This window comes from Streptomyces sp. AHU1, assembly GCF_045343905.1.
Taxonomy (GTDB): domain Bacteria; phylum Actinomycetota; class Actinomycetes; order Streptomycetales; family Streptomycetaceae; genus Streptomyces; species Streptomyces triticiradicis.
Genome location: NZ_CP174283.1, coordinates 555,766 through 572,645, shown reverse-complemented (window position 1 = coordinate 572,645; position 16,880 = coordinate 555,766). Strand labels below are relative to the sequence as shown.

The 16,880-nt window shown below is 71.8% G+C and carries 18 protein-coding genes; 8 read left to right on the top strand and 10 right to left on the bottom strand.

Annotation, left to right across the window (positions count from 1 at the left end):
• The first annotated feature begins 87 nt into the window (after window positions 1–87).
• From ACICHK_RS02675 to ltaE, 6 genes are all read left to right on the top strand, one after another.
• A complete protein-coding gene (locus ACICHK_RS02675; RefSeq protein WP_406835463.1) occupies window positions 88–984 on the top strand; it encodes a TauD/TfdA dioxygenase family protein in 897 nt (298 codons plus the stop codon).
• Window positions 981–1,874, top strand: coding sequence for an ABC transporter permease (locus tag ACICHK_RS02670; protein WP_406835461.1), 894 nt, complete (start codon window positions 981–983; stop codon window positions 1,872–1,874). The genes ACICHK_RS02675 and ACICHK_RS02670 overlap by 4 nt, the downstream gene beginning before the upstream one ends.
• The gene (locus ACICHK_RS02665) at window positions 1,871–2,602 is read left to right on the top strand and encodes an ABC transporter ATP-binding protein (RefSeq protein WP_406835459.1); all 732 of its coding nucleotides are present in this window, start codon (window positions 1,871–1,873) and stop codon (window positions 2,600–2,602) included. Before ACICHK_RS02670 ends, ACICHK_RS02665 begins: the two co-directional genes overlap by 4 nt.
• A gap of 45 nt (window positions 2,603–2,647) precedes the next feature.
• Window positions 2,648–3,700 carry an ABC transporter substrate-binding protein gene (locus ACICHK_RS02660; protein WP_406835457.1) on the top strand — a complete coding sequence of 351 codons (1,053 nt, stop codon included), beginning with the start codon at window positions 2,648–2,650 and terminating at the stop codon, window positions 3,698–3,700.
• A gap of 38 nt (window positions 3,701–3,738) precedes the next feature.
• Window positions 3,739–5,067 carry an LLM class flavin-dependent oxidoreductase gene (locus ACICHK_RS02655; protein WP_406835455.1) on the top strand — a complete coding sequence of 443 codons (1,329 nt, stop codon included), beginning with the start codon at window positions 3,739–3,741 and terminating at the stop codon, window positions 5,065–5,067.
• 274 nt (window positions 5,068–5,341) lie between these two features.
• Entirely contained in the window at window positions 5,342–6,469 is a 1,128-nt protein-coding gene (gene ltaE / locus ACICHK_RS02650; RefSeq protein WP_406835454.1) for a low-specificity L-threonine aldolase, read from the top strand.
• Between the two features lie 24 nt (window positions 6,470–6,493).
• Here the strand turns inward: ltaE and ACICHK_RS02645 are convergent, their stop codons facing one another.
• From ACICHK_RS02645 to ACICHK_RS02625, 5 genes are all read right to left on the bottom strand, one after another.
• Window positions 6,494–7,972, bottom strand: coding sequence for a glutamate--cysteine ligase (locus tag ACICHK_RS02645; protein WP_151467857.1), 1,479 nt, complete (start codon window positions 7,970–7,972; stop codon window positions 6,494–6,496).
• Between the two features lie 202 nt (window positions 7,973–8,174).
• A complete protein-coding gene (locus tag ACICHK_RS02640) occupies window positions 8,175–8,762 on the bottom strand; it encodes a GNAT family N-acetyltransferase (RefSeq protein WP_406835452.1) in 588 nt (195 codons plus the stop codon).
• A gap of 118 nt (window positions 8,763–8,880) precedes the next feature.
• Window positions 8,881–9,579, bottom strand: a complete 699-nt coding sequence (locus ACICHK_RS02635) for a B3/4 domain-containing protein (protein ID WP_406835451.1) — start codon at window positions 9,577–9,579, stop codon at window positions 8,881–8,883.
• Window positions 9,580–9,621: 42 nt separating this feature from the next.
• Window positions 9,622–10,269 carry an FMN-binding negative transcriptional regulator gene (locus ACICHK_RS02630; protein ID WP_406835449.1) on the bottom strand — a complete coding sequence of 216 codons (648 nt, stop codon included), beginning with the start codon at window positions 10,267–10,269 and terminating at the stop codon, window positions 9,622–9,624.
• A 109-nt stretch (window positions 10,270–10,378) separates the two neighbouring features.
• Window positions 10,379–11,215, bottom strand: a complete 837-nt coding sequence (locus ACICHK_RS02625) for an EamA family transporter (RefSeq protein WP_406835448.1) — start codon at window positions 11,213–11,215, stop codon at window positions 10,379–10,381.
• 118 nt (window positions 11,216–11,333) lie between these two features.
• Between ACICHK_RS02625 and ACICHK_RS02620 the strand changes: the two genes are divergently transcribed.
• Complete coding sequence (locus ACICHK_RS02620) at window positions 11,334–11,918, top strand: helix-turn-helix domain-containing protein (RefSeq protein WP_406835446.1); 585 nt, start codon at window positions 11,334–11,336, stop codon at window positions 11,916–11,918.
• Here ACICHK_RS02620 and ACICHK_RS02615 read toward each other — a convergent pair.
• The 4 genes from ACICHK_RS02615 to ACICHK_RS02600 form a co-directional block, all read right to left on the bottom strand.
• A complete protein-coding gene (locus tag ACICHK_RS02615) occupies window positions 11,885–12,457 on the bottom strand; it encodes a GNAT family N-acetyltransferase (RefSeq protein ID WP_406835444.1) in 573 nt (190 codons plus the stop codon). The genes ACICHK_RS02620 and ACICHK_RS02615 overlap by 34 nt on opposite strands.
• A gap of 151 nt (window positions 12,458–12,608) precedes the next feature.
• Window positions 12,609–12,803 carry a hypothetical protein gene (locus ACICHK_RS02610; protein WP_151467850.1) on the bottom strand — a complete coding sequence of 65 codons (195 nt, stop codon included), beginning with the start codon at window positions 12,801–12,803 and terminating at the stop codon, window positions 12,609–12,611.
• Window positions 12,804–12,931: 128 nt separating this feature from the next.
• Window positions 12,932–13,957: an SDR family NAD(P)-dependent oxidoreductase gene (locus tag ACICHK_RS02605; protein ID WP_406835443.1), complete on the bottom strand. Its 1,026-nt coding sequence runs from the start codon at window positions 13,955–13,957 to the stop codon at window positions 12,932–12,934.
• A 142-nt stretch (window positions 13,958–14,099) separates the two neighbouring features.
• The gene (locus tag ACICHK_RS02600) at window positions 14,100–14,855 is read right to left on the bottom strand and encodes a helix-turn-helix domain-containing protein (protein ID WP_406835442.1); all 756 of its coding nucleotides are present in this window, start codon (window positions 14,853–14,855) and stop codon (window positions 14,100–14,102) included.
• Between the two features lie 297 nt (window positions 14,856–15,152).
• Between ACICHK_RS02600 and ACICHK_RS02595 the strand changes: the two genes are divergently transcribed.
• Window positions 15,153–15,740, top strand: coding sequence for a hypothetical protein (locus ACICHK_RS02595; RefSeq protein ID WP_406835441.1), 588 nt, complete (start codon window positions 15,153–15,155; stop codon window positions 15,738–15,740).
• Window positions 15,741–15,771: 31 nt separating this feature from the next.
• Here ACICHK_RS02595 and ACICHK_RS02590 read toward each other — a convergent pair whose 3' ends face one another.
• Window positions 15,772–16,554: a VOC family protein gene (locus tag ACICHK_RS02590; RefSeq protein WP_406835440.1), complete on the bottom strand. Its 783-nt coding sequence runs from the start codon at window positions 16,552–16,554 to the stop codon at window positions 15,772–15,774.
• Window positions 16,555–16,880: the final 326 nt, after the last annotated feature.

Below are 16,880 nucleotides of genomic sequence, written 5' to 3'. Positions count from 1 at the left end.
CGCCCGGCGGCGGGGCGATCCGTCATCGCCGCCGCCCGTTCCCCGGCGCACGGTGGTACGCCCACCCCTCCCGAGAAGGACCTCCTCATGCCCGTGTCCATCCGCAAGCTCACCGGCCGCATCGGCGCGGTGGCCGAGGGCGTCGATCTGACGGCGCCACCGGACGACTCCACGCTCACGGCACTGCGTGACGCCCTCGACGAGCACAAGGCACTCGTCTTCGACGACGCGGGCCTCGACGACTCCGGCCAGGAGCGCGTGGCCCGCTGGTTCGGCGAACTCACCACCGCCCACCCCAACGTGGCGGCCGTCGACGGCACGACGAACGTGCTCGCCGTCGACAGCGAGACCTCCAAGGCCAACGAGTGGCACACGGACGTCACGTTCGTGGTCAACCCGCCGCAGGTCACGACACTGAGGTCGCTCGTGACCACGCCCTACGGCGGCGAGACGCTCATCGCCGACGCCGCCGCGGCCTATCGCGACCTGCCCGCACCGCTGCGCGCCCTCGCGGACTCGCTGCGTGTCGTGCACACCAACCAGTACGACTACGCCCGCCCCGCGGCCGCCACGGCACGACAGCAGGAGTACGACCGCGTCTTCGTCTCCACACCGTACGAGGCCGAGCACCCGGTCGTGCGCGTGCACCCGCTGACCGGCGAACGCGGCCTGTTCATCGGCGGGTTCGCCAAACGGATCGTCGGCCTGTCCCACAGCGACTCGGCCGATCTGCTGCGCATCCTCCAGTCGTACGTGACCCGTCCGGAGAACATCCTGCGCTGGACCTGGTCCCCCGGCCAGTTGCTGATCTTCGACAACCGGATCACCCAGCACTACGCGGTGGACAACTACGACGACCACCCGCGGCTCCTGAACCGGGTGACCGTCGCGGGAGAGGTGCCGGTCGGCGTCGACGGACGCCGCAGCGAGCAACTCGTCGGTGACGCCTCGCACTACACCGGCGTCCTGGCGGTGGCGGCATGACCGAGGTCCGCATCCCGGCTCCCGCCGTCCTCAAGGGCCCGGACGCCGTGACGGAGAAGGAGCGGGAACGCGAGGTGTTCGTTCCGCGCGGCGCGCGCCGACGGACGACGCTCGGCGCGCTCCGCGAGCGGCTGCGCTGGCCGCTGGGCATCTACACGACCCCGGTCGTGATCCTCATCGCCTGGGAGGCGCTCGCCCGGACCGGGGTGCTGACGAAGACCTACGCCCCGGCCCCCACCTCGATCGTGAAGTCCGCCGTCGATCTGTGGCAGCAGGGAGTGCTCGGGCCGGACCTGGCCATCTCCCTGCAACGCGCCGGCCTCGGACTCGCGCTCGGTCTGACGGTGGGCATCGTCGCCGGAGTGCTCGGCGGACTCCTGCGCAGCGGTGAGTACCTGTTCAACGGCGTCGTACAGGTCCTCAACACGATCCCCCTCCTCGCGGTGCTGCCCCTGATGATCGTGTGGTTCGGCATCGACGAGCTCACGAAGGTGCTGCTGATCTCCTTCGGCGCCGGTGTCCCGATGTACCTCAACCTGTTCGCCGCGATCCGCGGTGTCGACCAGCGGCTGATCGAGATGACCCGCACGACCGGGGCGGGCACCTGGCGTCTGGTGACGCGCGTGCTGGTGCCCGGATCCCTGCCCGGCTTCCTGGTCGGCCTCCGCTTCTCCCTCGCGTACAGCGTCCTGGGTCTCGTCGCCGCGGAAACCGTCAACGCCGACCAGGGGCTCGGCTTCCTCATCACCCAGGGACAGACCTATCTGCAGACCAACCAGGTGTTCGTGGGGCTGGTGATCTACTCGCTCCTCGGTCTGCTCGCCGACCAGCTCGTCCGGGCTCTCGAGCGGGTGCTGCTGCGGTGGCGCCCCAGTTATGAGGCGTCATGAGCAGCACGGTCGCGACCGATCTCCGCCGCGGGACCGGTGTCGTCGTCGAGCGGGTCGTCCGGCGGTTCGGCGACCGGACCGTACTCGACCAACTCGATCTCACCATCGAGAGCGAGGAGTTGGTGATCCTGCTCGGCCCCTCGGGCTGCGGCAAGAGCACCCTCCTGCGGTTGCTCGCCGGACTGGACCGGCCCGACGGAGGACGCGTCGAGGTTCCGGCGAAGCGGGCGGTCGTCTTCCAGGCCGACCGGCTGCTGCCCTGGCATCGCGTCCTGCGCAACGTCACACTCGGCCTCCACGGACCCGACGCGGACCGGCGCGCCCGCGAGGTGCTCGCCGAGGTCGGCCTCTCGGGCCGCGAGAAGGCCTGGCCCAAGGAACTCTCCGGCGGCGAGGCCCAGCGGGTGTCCCTGGCGAGGGCGCTCGTCTCGGAGCCCGAACTCGTCCTGCTCGACGAGCCGTTCGCGGCCCTCGACGCCATCACCCGGCTGCGCGTGCACGACCTCGTACGCGCCCTGCGGACGAAGCACCAGGCGGCCATGCTGCTCGTCACCCACGACATCGACGAGGCGATCGCCCTGGCGGACCGCATCCTCGTCATGAACGACGGCCGCATCGGCAGCTCCCACGAGGTCCACCTCACCGCCGCCGACCGTGAGGCGAGCGTCGCGCGCGAGGAACTGCGCGCCCGACTCCTGGAAGACCTCGGCCTCGCCGGCCGGCACTGACCTTCCCCACCACGACACCCAGCACAGAAAGCCCAGGACATCACCATGCGCAAGACAACCAGCAGGATCGTCGCCGCCGCCGCTCCCCTCGCCCTGGCGAGCACCCTCGTCGCCTGCGGATCGTCCTCGGACACCTCCGCGCCGTTGAGCAACGCCGGCAACGCGAGCAGCGCGAAGCACCCCGAGTGGAGCAAGTACACCTTCACCATCGGCGACAACGGCGGCGACGGCAGCCAGGAGCTGGCGAAGGTCACCGGCGTGTTCGACAACGCGCCCTACAAGGTGAAGTTCGCCCGCTTCACCTACGGTCCGCCTCTTGTGCAGGCCGCGGCGTCAGGGGACATAGACCTGGGCAGCGTCGGTGACGTACCGCCGATCACCGGCGCGGCGAAGGAGTACGGCTTCAAGATCGTCGCCGTGAACCGCTCGCTCACGCCCGATCAGGCGGTCGAGAACATCATCGTGCCGAAGGGCTCGAAGCTGAGGACGGCCGCCGACCTCAAGGGCAAGCGGATCGCCGTTCCGCAGGGCAGTTCCGCCCACGGACTGGCCCTGAACGCGCTGAAGAGCGTCGGCCTCGGCCCCGAGGACGCCGAGCTGGTCTTCCTCGACCCCGCGGCCGCCGCGACGGCGTTCAACACCGGCAAGGTGGACGCCTGGTCGATCTGGAACCCGCAGTCCGCGATCGCGGTCAAGAACGGTGCGCGGATCCTGGTCAAGGGCCTCCCGCCGATCGACCAGACGAGCAGCTACTACGTCGCGACGGACAAGTCGCTGAAGGACAGGACCAAGCGCGCGGCCCTCACCGACGTCCTGAAGCGGCTCTCCCGTGAATACGCCTGGGCGATCAAGCACCCCGACCAGTACGCGAAGGCGCTCTCGAAGGAACAGGGCATCCCCCTGGCCGACGCCAAGGCGTCCCTGGCCGCCTACTCGAACCGGGTGACCCCGGTCGAGAAGTCCGACATCGAGCTGGAGCAGAAGCTCGCGGACGTCTTCCTGGAATCGGGCCAGATCACCAAGAAGGTCGACGTCGGGTCGATCACCGACAACCTCCTCCCGGCCGGCTACGACAGCTCCGAGCTGACCTTCGACTGAGCCCCCTCATCCACCTCGACACCCGAAGGAGAGAACCCATGACCGCGACACAGCGCCGGCTCCACCTCAACGCCTTCCTCATGGAGGCCGGCCACCACGAGGCGGCCTGGCGGCTCCCGCGCAGCAACCCCCGGGCGGACTTCGACCTGCGCCACTGGATCGAGCTGGCGAGGCTCGCCGAGAGCGCCAAGTTCGACTCGCTGTTCCTGGCCGACGGCCCGGCACTCATGGGAACCGGTGAGTTCAGGCCACCGGGCCAGCTCGAACCACTGACGCTGCTGACCGCCCTGTCCCAGGCGACCAGCAGGATCGGCCTCATAGCGACCGTCTCGTCGACCTACAACGAGCCCTACAACCTCGCGCGCCGGCTCGCCTCCGTCGACCACGTCAGCGGCGGCCGCGCCGGCTGGAACATCGTCACCTCGGCAGGGGCCGACGAGGCCGCCAACTTCGGCCTCGACGACCGCCCCGGCCACGCCGAGCGCTACGCCCGCGCCGACGAGTTCCTGAAGATCGCCAAGGCCCTGTGGGACAGCTGGGAGTCCGACGCCGTCGTCGCGGACAAGGCCGGCGGACGCTACGCCGACCCCGAGCGGCTGCACCGGCTCGACCACCGGGGCGCGTACTTCAAGGTGGCGGGCCCGCTCAACGTCCAGCGTCCGCCCCAGGGGCACCCGCTGCTCGTCCAGGCCGGCTCCTCGGAGGACGGGAAGGGCTTCGCGGCCCGTCACGCCGAGGCCGTCTTCACCGCCCACACGACCTACGAGCGCGCGGCCGCCTTCTACGCCGACATCAAGGCACGGACCAGGGCCGCGGGCCGCGACCCCGAGGGCGTGATCGTCCTGCCCGGCATCGTCCCCTACATCGGGTCGACCGAGGCGGAAGCCCGGTCGCTGGCCCGGGAGTTCGACGAACTGCGCGTTCCGGAGTACGGGCTGCGCCAGCTGGCCGCCGTGTTCGAGACCGAGCCGTCGGCCTTCGAACTCGACGCGCCCCTGCCGGACTTCATCCTCGCCAGGCCGAAACTGGAGGGCTCGCAGAGCCGTTCCGACCTGATCATCGACCTCGCGGCGCGGGAGAACCTCACGGTCCGTCAGGTCATCTCCCGGCTCGGCGGCGGGCGCGGCCACTTCGAGTTCATCGGCACGCCCGAGCAGGTGGCGGACACGATCATCGCCTGGTTCGAGGGCGGTGCCGCGGACGGGTTCAACATCATGGCGCCCGCCCTGCCCTCGAGCCTGGAGGCCTTCATCGAGCACGTCCTGCCGATCCTGCGCGGCAAGGGCCTGTTCCGCGAGGAGTACGAAGGCACGACCTTGCGCGAGCACTACGGGCTCCCGGTCCCGGAGAACCAGTTCCGGGCCTGACCCGCTCGCGACCTCCGCCGCTTCCGCCGGGGGAGGAGGGCCGCCTCGCCCCGGGCGGCCCCGCCCCTGGCGGAGCGGGATCCCGGCGGCCCGTCCGCACCGCGGGCCGCCGGGATCGCGACGGCGCGCGGAGGGCCGGACGGACGGGCGGGGCGGCCCGGCGGACCGAGAACGGGAAGGCCGCGAAGCCGGTGCCGCCGGTCCCGGGGCGGGCCTCCGGGCTCGGCGGCCACCCCGGAACCCGGGGCCGGCCCCGGCGTGACAGAGTGTGCGTGTGCCCACCACTGATACCGCCCGTGCCACCGACACCGCCGACGCCCCCCATGCCGTGAACGCGGCCGGTGCCGCCGCCGACGGGCCGGGTCACCTCATCGACCTGCGCAGCGACACCGTCACCCGGCCCGGCGAGGCGATGCGCCGGGCGATGGCCGAGGCCGAGGTGGGCGACGACGTCTTCGGTGACGATCCCACCGTCAACGCGCTGCAGGAGCGGATCGCCGGACTGCTCGGATTCGAGTCCGCGCTGTTCGTCTCCTCGGGGACCCAGAGCAACCTGTCCGCCCTGCTGACCCACTGCGGCCGCGGTGACGAGTACATCGCCGGCCAGATGGCCCACATGTACCGGTGGGAGGGCGGTGGAGCCGCCGTGCTCGGAGGCATCCAGCCCCAGCCGCTGCCGCACCGGGCGGACGGGACGCTGGACCCGCTGGACATCGCGGCGGCCGTGAAACCGGACGACCCGCACTTCGCGCGCACGCGGCTGCTCTGCCTGGAGAACACCATCGGCGGCCGGGCGGTGTCGACGGACTACCTGAAGACCGCCACGCGGATCGCCCGTGACCACGGACTCGCCACGCACCTGGACGGGGCACGGCTGTTCAACGCGGCGGTGGCCGCCGGGGGCGACCCCTACGAGCAGGCACGGCTGATCGCCGGCCACTTCGACAGCGTCTCCGTCTGCTTCAGCAAGGGCCTGGGCGCGCCCGTCGGCTCGGCGCTGCTGGGGTCACGGGAGTTCGTGGCCGAGGCACGACGCTGGCGCAAGGTCCTGGGCGGCGGGATGCGGCAGGCCGGCGTGCTGGCCGCCGCGGCGCTCCACGCCCTCGACCACCACGTGACGCGGCTCGCGGACGACCACGAGCACGCCGCGCTGTTCGCCGAGGGCCTGAAGGACGTGGAGGGCCTGACCATGGAGCCCAGCGGGACCAACATGGTCTTCGCGAGGTCGGCCCCCGGCCTCGCGACCGACGAGGTGCGCGACCGGCTGGCGCGCCGGGGCCTGCTGTGCGCGGGCTATCCCGGCCAGCTGCGCTTCGTCTTCCACCTGGACGTGACGCGCGCCGACACGGAACGCGCGGTGCGGATCGTGCGCGAGACCCTGGCGGAGACGGCCACGGACTGATGCCCGCGCACCGAGGTGCGTGAGTCAGTCCACCGGCCACGTGTGGACCGGCGCGTTGAGGTGCATGTAGTCGATGTACTGCCGCGTCATGCGGCGCAGGGCTTCGTGACGGCCGCAGTGGTCCGTCGCCTCGAAGCGGTGCAGCATCTCCTTCTGCCAGACCGCGCCGTTGCGCGCGGTGACGCACCGCTGCTCGATGATGCCGAGCAGCGGCTCGCGCCAGGCCTCGTCCATGCCGGAGAGCTCCAGGCCCTGGTGCGCGAGGGGCAGCAGCCGTCGCAGGACGAGTTCGGGCGCCGGCACCTCACCCGCTCCGGGCCAGTACAGACGGGCGTCGATGCCGTGCCGTGCCGCGGTGTGCAGGTTGTCCTCGGCGGCCGAGAAGGACATCCGCGACCACACCGGCCGGTCCTCCTCCACGAGCGCGCGGGTCAGACCGTAGTAGAAGGCGCCGTTGGCGAGGGTGTCGGCGACCGTCGGGCCCGCGGGCAGCACACGATTCTCCACCCGCAGGTGGGGCCTGCCGTGGACGACGGCGTAGACCGGCCGGTTCCAGCGGTAGATCGTGCCGTTGTGCAGGGTGAGTTCGGGCAGCTCCGGCGTGTCCCCGCGCTCCAGGGTCTGTGCGGGGTCCTGGTCCTCGCACAGGGGCAACAGCGCCGGGAAGTAGCGGAGGTTCTCCTCGAAGAGGTCGAAGACGCTGGTGATCCACCGCTCCCCGAACCAGACCCGGGGCCGTACGCCCTGCGCCTTGATCTCGAGCGGGCGGGTGTCCGTCGCCTGCTCGAAGAGCGGGATACGGGTCTCGTGCGCCAACTCCTTGCCGAAGAGGAAAGGCGAGTTGGCCGCCAGCGCGACCTGGACCCCGGCGATCGCCTGCGCCGCGTTCCAGTAGTCGGCGAAGTCCTCGGGAGACACCTGGAGATGGAACTGCGTACTCGTGCACGCGGCCTCCGGCGTGATGGTCTCGGCGTAGGTCCGCAGCCGGTCGACCCCGTCCACCTCGATGAGCAGGTCCTCTCCGCGCGCCGCGAAGACCTGTTCGTTGATCAGCCGGTAGCGGGCGTTCTCCGACAGGGCCTCCGGCCCCACGTCCGACTCCCTCAGGGTGGGCAGGATGCCGATCATGATCAGATGGACGCCGATCGACCTGGCACGCTCGTCCGCGTGGTTCAGCGCGGCGCGGATCTCCTCCTCCCAGGCGTCGGGGCCACCCGCGACCAGCCGCCGGGGCGGAATGTTGATCTCCAGGTTGAACCGGCCCAGCTCGGTGTCCCAGGCGGGATCCGCGATGGCGTCGAGCACGTCGGCGTTCCGCATGGTCGGCTCGCCCTCGGTGTCGGTCAGGTTCAGCTCGATCTCCAGGCCCACCCGGGGCCGCTCCACGTCGAACCGTGACTCCCGCAGCATCAGTGCGAAAGCGTCGAGGCAGTCCTGCATCTTGATCCGGTACCGGCGTCGGTCCTCGCGGGTGAAGACCATCGCCGGAACGTCGCGTCCCATCGGTCCTCCCGGTGGTCCCACGGATACCTCTTGCATCCAGCGTCGCACCATGGAGCGGGTCTGACCATGCGGGACGCGGCTCCGCACCGTGGCGGGCCGGTGACCTGGGGCGGCCGCGGCCGCCCGTCCGGCGGGCGGACGGACGGCCGCGAAGGGATGAAGGACCGACCGGACGGATCCGGACAGGACGGGACCGAACGTGTCAGCGGGCGGTGCCTCCGGCCGGTGCGGAGGGTCCGGCGGCCTGCCGGGCCGTCCACTCCTCACGCAGCAGTCCGAACAGCACGCCGTCGTACCACTCCTCGCCCACCCGCACGCTCGCGCGCCGGCGTCCTTCCTCGACGAAGCCCGCCTTGCGGAAGGCGCGGACGGCTCGTTCGTTGCCGCTCCAGGTCTCCAGCTCGACGCGCCGGAGCCGGCAGGCCCCGAACAGGTGCCCCAGCAGGAGCCGCAGCGCCTCGGAGCCGTAACCGCCGCCCCAGCGGTCGTGCTCACCGATGACGACACCGACCGTCGCCCGGCCCGCGAACGGATCGAGGTCCCGGTAGTCGGCCGTGCCGATCACCCGGCCGTCCGCCAGGTCCTCCACGGTGAACGTGGCCTCGCCGCGCGGGTCCTGACGGAGCCGGGCGTCATGGAAGCGCTCCATGGACTCCCGCGTGATGGGCCCGAAATGCGGGTCGCCCCCGGTGGCCCAGTGGGCCACCTCCGGGTCGTTGCGCCAGCGCAGATAGGAGTCGAGGTCCTCGGCCATCGGCGCACGCAGTCGTACGAGTTCACCCTTGATCATATGAAGATCATATGGATCGCCCGGATCGTGTGGATCATGGGGAGCGAGGTCCGGTCAGCGGAGGGGCGGCCGCTCCGCGAGTCGTGCGAATGGACCGTCGGCCGTCCGCCGGAGCGGGTCAGGCGCCGGCGTCGGGGCCGAGGTAGTGCACCGCGGTCCGCTCGGCGTGCGGGGCGAGGAGTTCGCGCAGTTCGTCGGCCGCGGTCCTGAGGAGCCGGCCGTCGCGGGTGGCGTGGAGGGTTTCCAGGGCGAAGGCGACGTGGGTGGAGTCCTGGGTGACGCGGGTGCGGTGGGAGTCGCGGTGGTTCCAGTGCCGGGTGAGCACGTCGGTGGTGTCCGTGTAGATGATCTCGCCGGGCCTGGGGTTCTCGACGGTGTCGGGTTCACCGAGCGGCGTGAAGGTCTCGCTGCCGTCGGCGTGCCGGATCTCGACGTCGCCGGTGACGTGATCGAGGTCGAAGGCGCCGGCGGGCAGGCCGTGACGGACGGAGACGGCGTTGTAGGAGTCGACGGCCGGGTTGATGCGGGGCAGGGCGCCCTTCTTGGCGAGGCGGCGGCCGAGGGCGTCGACGCTGGGCCGGATGCGGCGGGGGTTGGTGCCGAAGGAGCGGTAGGCGGTGTGCCACGCCTCGATGCGCGGGTCGCTCTCGTCGGCGGGCTGCCAGGTGCCGTCGGCGAGCTGCCGCTCCAGCTCCTGGAGGGCGGCGGTGGTGGCGGGCCAGGGTTCGTGGCCGCGCAGTCCGGTGGCGGTGACGACGGCGATGAGGGCGCCGGGGAAGGCGTCGGCGACGGCGGGGGCGAGACGGAAGGCGGTCATCGCGAGGGGTGTCCGTTCGGGTAGGGGGCTGGCGCGGCGGGGTCAGGTCTTCCAGGGGCCGATGCGGTCCAGACGGCGCAGCTGCTGGGCCGCGGTGGACGAGTCCAGGCCGGTGGCTCGTTCGGTGAGCCTGCGGGCGGTGTCTGCGCGCTGCTCGACGGGTTTGTGGTCGTCGTACTTGAACTTCGCGCGGACCTCGGTGACGTCCAGGCGTAGGCCGCGGATGCCGGTCAGCATCCGTCCGTAGGGAGGCCGGCCGGTCTCGACGGGGGCGTGGTCGCCTTCGGGCTGGAAGTGGGCCAGCTGGCGGCGCAGCAACTCGGCCTTGGCCTCGGGATCGTCGATGACCGTTGCCCGGCAGGTGAACTGGACGGCCGCGTAGTAGCTGGTCGGGACGCCCTCGGCGGGAGGGGCGCCGGGCTTGGCGCGCCACGGGCCGGGGACGAAGGCGTAGTCCCCGGTGACGGTGAACGTGACGCCGGGGCCGGCCTCGATCGCCTTCCAGACGGGGTTGGGGCGGGCGAGGTGGACCAGCAGGCAGGTGCCGTCGACGGCGAAGTGGGTCGGCACGACGACGGGCGCGTGCCCGGGCGGACCGTTGACGCTGAGGACACCGAAGTCATGGCCGTCGGCGATCCAGGCCCGCCACTCGGCGTCGTCCAGGGCGGCGTCCCAGGGCTGGATGAACATCGGGGGGATCCTTCCGGGCGAGGGCGAGGGCGAGGGCGAGGGCGAGGGCGAGGGCAGGTGAGGGCGAGGGCGAGGTCGAGGTCAGGTGAGGGCGAGGGCGAGGTCGAGGTCAGGTGAGGGCGAGGAGGCTGACGGCGACCGCGGCGGTGCCCAGACCGATCAGCTGCCCGCGGTGGATCCGCTCGGCGAGCACGCCGCGGGCGAGCAGAACGGTGCCGGCCGGGTACAGGGCGGTGATCACGGCGACGACCGCCAGGTCGCCGCCGCGGGCGGCCAGCAGGAACAGCAGATTGGCCACCGAGTCCAGCACGCCGGCCGTCGCCGACATCGCGTACGCGGGCTTCTCCGAACCGAGCCGGCGGTACATCAGCCCGGCCGCGGCGAGGGTGACGGCGGAGGAGACGGCGCGGCCGACGATCAGCGGGCCGATGCCGCTGTCCGCGGGTGCCTGGTGCAGGAAGACCAACTGCAGCGCGATGGCCGCCCCGGCGCCGAAGGCCAGCAGCAGCGCGGTGCGCGACGGGCGCGCGGTCCCGGCGCCGCCTCCGGCGCTGACCAGCACCACCGCCGTCAGTGCCAGCGGCAGCCCGATCAGCCCGGCGGAGCCCAGGTGCTCGCCCTGCAGCAGCCCGACACCGACCGGCAGCATCGCCGAGACCAGCGCGGTGACGGGGGACAGGACGTTCATCGGGCCGATCGCGAGCGTGCGGTAGAGCAGGGCGAACGCGGCGGCCGACGCGACACCGGACGCCGCGCCCCACGCGAGGGTCGCCGGGCCGAAGGAGGCGCCGAGGAAGGGCCACAGCAGCAGCTCGACGGTGAGCGAGGCGGGAGCGGCGATCACCACGGTGCGCAGGACATGGGCTTTGCGGGCACCGAGACCGCCGAGGAAGTCGGCGCATCCGTAGGCCAGGGAGCTGCCCAGGGCCAGCAGCAGAGCGATCACGGGTACATCCCTTACTATCAATGGAACGACTGAACTGTACAACGCACCGACCGGAAGAAGTCAACCGAACGACCGTATGGTGCAGTGCAGTGATCCATCTGTCTGGAGGGGCGAAGCGATGGCCGAGACCGAGGCGGCACTGCGGGCACTGGCGCACAACGTCAGGAGCGCCCGTACCCGCGCCGGGCTGTCCCTGGACGAACTCGGCCGCCGCGCCAAGGTCAGCAAGGGAGCCCTGGTCGGGCTGGAGAAGGCCCAGGGCAACCCGAACTTCGCCACCCTGGTCCGCCTCGCCGACACCCTGGGCGTCTCGGTGTCCGCGCTGATGGAAGGACCCGCCGAAGGCCGTGTGCGGGTCGTCTCCGCCGATGCCGTCATGCCCTTGTGGGCGGGGGAGAGGGGCGGTGAGGCGCGGCTCATGCTGACCACGGCGGGACCGGCCCCGGTCGAGGTCTGGCGCTGGAAACTGGAACCGGGCGAGGAGTACCCCAGCCACCCGCACCAGGCGGGCGTCGTGGAGACCGTCAGTGTCACCGAGGGGCGGATGGTGCTCGTCGTCGACGGTACCGAGCACGCCGTGGAGGCCGGGCAGACCGCCACCTTCGACGGCGACACCCCCCACGCCTACCGCGGCTCGGGCGACCGGACCTGCCACCTGATCATGACCGTTCACATCCCGCCCGGTCCCGGCTCCACGGCCTGACCTGCGTTCCGCGTTCCCGGGGGCCGGATGCCGAGCCATTGCTCGGCGTCCCAGGCATGGAACCGCTCCACCTCGGTGAACCCCAGTTTCGCCGCGAGGCGCATCGAGCGGACGTTGGCGGTCTGGGTGTGGAGCACCACCGGCTCGCCGGGAAGGACGTCGGCGAACCAGCCGAGTACCGCCGCGCACGCCTCGGCGGCGTATCCGTGTCCCCATGCCCGCGGAAGGAACAGGTAGCCGAGATCGACCTTTCCCGCAGCGGCCGGGCGAAGCCGCTCCGTATCCCTGGTGAGCGTGACCTCGCCGATCATCGCTCCATCGAGATCGACCGCGAAGCGCCCCGGGCGCCGACCGGGTGCGCCGGGCATCGCACGTTCGATCTCGGCACGGGGTCGAGGACCACCGACGAAGCTGCCCACCTCCGGTGAGGCGAACAGTTCGATGACCGCCGCACGGTCCCGCGCTTCGGGCTCACGGAGCACCAGCCTCTCGGTCCTGATCGGTGCGGGCGGCCAGGTGACGGGTCCGAGATCGGTCATGCCGACCAGCCGATCAGCAGGCCCGGCAGTGATCAAGACCCGCGGACCCTCTTGGCTTCGCGGCCCCCTGGGATGTCTCATCGTCGACCGTCCCGGCGCCCCGTCGTGCCGACCCCGGTCCGGATGTCCGGGCGCCGGGGGCGGGTGGTGATCAGGCGGCGTCGAAGTGCTGCGGCGCCCGGCCGGCCGGGCCCTGGGGCCGGCCCGTGCCGTGGACCAGCCGCAGATGACGCCCGCGGGCGTGGCGCGCTGTCGAGGGGCCGTTCCGGAGCCAGTCCTCGACGCGGTCCATCCCGTAGAGCAGAAGACCCAGCCCGGGCAGCAATGATGCGGCGACGACGATCACGGCGGCAGATCCTTCCGGTCGGTGACACCGGCCTGGGTTCCCCGCGCCGGTGATACGACACCCCGGCCCGGGGTGCCCGGCGGCGGGTCTCCGGCGGCGAACAGCCGCGACCGGCCGTCAACGGTGGGTCAGGCGCTGGTCGGCGGGCCCGGAATCCGCTGGTTGTAGCGGTGTGCCGCCCGGTCGTTGAGGCTGCTGCCCAGCCTGCGGACCTTCTCCGTCCACGTGGAGGCGTCGCGGTCGACGCCGTGGCCCTGCTCGATGCCGTCCCCCGCTCGGCCGACGGCACCGTCCCCCGTCGGCGGCGGGGGCAGGAGCCGGGCGACGAGCCCGCTGAGCCGGGTGACCGTGGCCGGCGCCACACCGTGTGCCAGCGAGGCGGCACGTGCCGCGGGAGTGAGGACCAGCCGGGTCCTGCGCTTCTCCAGGGCCCGCACGACGCGCTCCGCCGCGCGATCGGCGTCCATCGAGATGACGGGCGTCCCCGAGAGCGCGGAGAACCAGGCGAACTCCTTGGAGGACTGTCCGCCGAACTCGGCCTGAAGGTGCGAGCCGGTGCGCATCAGCCCGGGATGGACCGTTGTCACGCTGAGGTTGCCGCCGGCCGTCTCGGCCCGTATCCCCTCGCCCAGCGCCGCGACGGCGGCCTTGGCGCACGAGTAGGGCAGCAGGTGCGGAACGGCGAGCAGCCCGCCGATGGAACCGATGAGGCACAGCCGGCCCCCGGCCCCGCTGGCGCGCAGACGGGGGAGCGCCGCCATGGCGGTGTTCACGGTGCCGCCGAAAATGGTGGCCATCGCGTCCTCGAAGGCTCCGCTGTCGAGCGACGCCACGGGGGCCACCTGGATGACACCCGCGTTGGCGACGACGATGTCCAGCCCGCCGTGCCGGTCGTCCGCCCGGCGGACCGTCGATTCCACCGCGTGCCGGTCACGGACGTCACACACGGCGGTGGAGACGGCCGCGCCGGTCCTCTCCTCGACCCATTCGGCACCGCGCCGCAGCTCGTCCTCGTCGCGAGCCGCCATCGTGACCCGGCATCCGCGCCGGGCCAGCCGTGCGGACAGCAGCAGCCCCAGTCCTCTGGACCCACCCGTGACCAGTGCGGAGAGCCCGTCCAGATCCGACCGGTGTGGAGTCGGTGCCACTTTCATCACCTCGCTCGTCGAAGAGGCCCCCCGGGTACCCGGATCGGATGCGTGTATCGGATGCGTGTGGACGACGAGGACGAGCCGCGGCGCGGGCCGCGGCTCGTGAGGACCGGTGAGACGGGGGCGTGCGGTGGCGCCCTGGTCGTCAATCGTCGTCAGGGCCGACCCGGGAGGTGCCCTCCGGGGCTGTTCCGGGGCCGGCGTGGAGGACTTCGCGGGCCTGCTCGGCGGCGCGGACGATGCTCTCGCTGATGAAGTCGAGGAAACGGGCGACGTTCTCCAGGCGGCTTGCGGCGGGGGTGCCGCGGCCGAGGACGGCGACGCCCTGGCGGGCGGTCCTAACGACCTCGTCGTTGGCCCGGGCGCTGGCGATCGTCGCCTGGTAGAAGAGGTCGTTGTCGACGATGTAGCGGTCGCGGCGGCCCTCGCCGCGTTCCCGGCGGACGAGGCTCTGGCTCTCCAGGAACGTGATGGCCTTGGAGATGGACGCCGGACTGACCTGGAGCCGCTGGGCGAGCTGGGAGGCGGTGAGGCTGCCCGTGTCGGAGGTGAACAGGCAGGTCAGCACCCGGGCCGGGATCCTGGACATGCCCGAGGCCATGAGGACGGTGGTGAACGTCTCCTCGTACTCGGCCACGGCTTCGGCGTCGCGTCCGTGCGGCTGGGGGGCCGACTCCGGTCCGCGGGAGGGGGCGGTCCTGCGCCGGTGGGCGCGGCGCTCGGTGGCGCGGTGGGCCAGGTTGGCGCGGTAGGCGGTGGGGCCGCCGTTGCGCATCACCTCACGTGTGACCGTCGAGGTGGGACGGCCGAGGCTTCGGGCGATCTCGGCGTAGGGGAGGCTGTCGGTCAGTCCCAGCGCGATCTGCTGGCGTTCCTGCTGGGTGAGCCTGCCTCCCGGCATCGCGGCCTCCTCGGTGGTCCTTCGCGGCGGTCCTTGATCTCCCGCACTATAGCGTTCACTTCTCGCTCATTGCAATGACTGAGACGTTTTGCGTTGCGTTGCCGTCAGGGTTGTTGCAACGTTTTCCGTCAACTCACCTGCAAGAGTTCAAGTTTGGTGCAATAAATAAGTTGCCGCCGAATGGAACGCAACGTAGCGTTTCCGGTGCGAGAAACGATGGGGCGGGGTCTTGCGGTACGAGAGGCGCGCGTTCCGGGAAGCGAGCGGACCGAACGGGCGACCAAAGGGGTGGGGATCATGAGAACGGCACGGAACCGGCGGCGGAACGCCGCGCCCGGTGCCCTCGGCGCCTTCGCCCGCTTCGTGCTCTGCGGCGGGGGAGTGGGGCTCGCCTCCAGTCTCGCCGTGGCGGCCCTCGCCTCCTGGATCCCCTGGGGGCTGGCCAACGCCCTGATCACCGCGGCCTCCACCCTCCTCGCCACCGAACTGCACGCCCGCTTCACCTTCGGCGTCGGCGGGCACGCGACCTGGCGCCAGCACGCGCAGTCGGCCGGATCCGCCGTTGCCACCTATGCGGCGACCTGCGGGGCGATGCTCGTCCTGCACCAACTGGTGGCGGCGCCCGGTGCGGTGCTCGAGCAGACCGTCTATCTGTCCGCCTCCGCGCTCGCCGGTGTCGCGCGGTTCGTGGCCCTGCGTCTCGTCGTCTTCGCGCGCAACCACAAGCCGGGCGTGGCCACCGTCGACCGCGACCACGCGCAGGACGTGGTCACTGTCCACGGTGACCGCGCGCAGGACGCGGCCGCCGCCCGCACCGCCTGCCCCGTGCCCGCGGTCCGCGCCACGCCACCGGCCGGTCGGGCGGCGCTCTGCCGCGCCGCCTGACCGCTCGGCCGCGCGGGCCCCGGCCGGAGCGTCACATCCGCGGGTCGGGCTTCAGCAGTGCGAACGCCGCGCCGAAAGGGTCCGTGAGCCAGGCGATCCGGCCGACCTCCGGCACGTCTGCCGCCGGCATCAGAACGGATCCGCCGTTCGCCGTGGCGGACGCGGCCGTGGCATCGGCGTCCTCCACGTTGAAGTAGGGCACCCAGCGGGGCTGTTCGGTCGCGCCGTCGCCCGTCGGCGCGACTCCGCCGAAGGCGGCCTCCCGCTGGTCGCCGTCCTTGGTGCTCAAGACCCGGTACGTCATGCCGGGCGCCTGCACGTCCTGGCTGCGCCAGCCGAAGAGGCCCTGGTAGAAGGCGATGGCGGCGAGGGGGTCGGGTACGTGCAGCTCCGCCCAGAGCAGCGTGTTCGGGGCGGAGGTGAGTTCCAGTCCGGTGGTCCTCCCGGGCTGCCAGAGCGCGAACTCGGCGCCCTGAGGGTCGGTGACCTGGGCCAGATGGCCCTCGCCCATGACGTCCATGGGCTCCACCCGCACGGTGCCGCCGCCGACCGTGACGGCCGAGACGGTGGCCCGGATGTCGTCGGCCTTGAAGTGGATCATCCAGGCGGACTTCGCCCCTTCCTGGGTGAGCGGCCCGAGCGCGGCGACGGTCTTCCCGTCGACCTGGAAGAACCCGTACCCGCCCGCTTCCGGTCCGGCGGAGGCGAACTGCCAGCCGAAGACGGCGCCGTAGAACGCGGCGGCAGCTTCGGTGTCGGGGCTGCCGAGGTCGAGCCAGTTGGGCGATCCGGTGCTGAAGTCTGTACCGGGCATGAGGAGTCCTCCAGGACGTCGGTCGATCGGGCGGGGGCAACGATGCCGACCCGGCCCGCGGTGGTCGCGCGCGACCACCGGCAAGGCCACCGGCTTCATCCGTACGGAGCAACCCGTCGTACGGAGCAGCCCGTATGCCGTGCCGGGCGCCGGAAGCGCGTCCGACCCGCTCCCGTCGGCGCCCGTGGCGCGGCGCCCTCCGACCCGGGGGTGGCGCTCCCGCCTCGCCTCCGGTCATAGCGTTCATCTTCGCCCATTGCAACGACCCTCAGGGGGATCCGTTGCGTTAATCGCAGGACCGTTGCAACAAAATTTGAGTATCTACC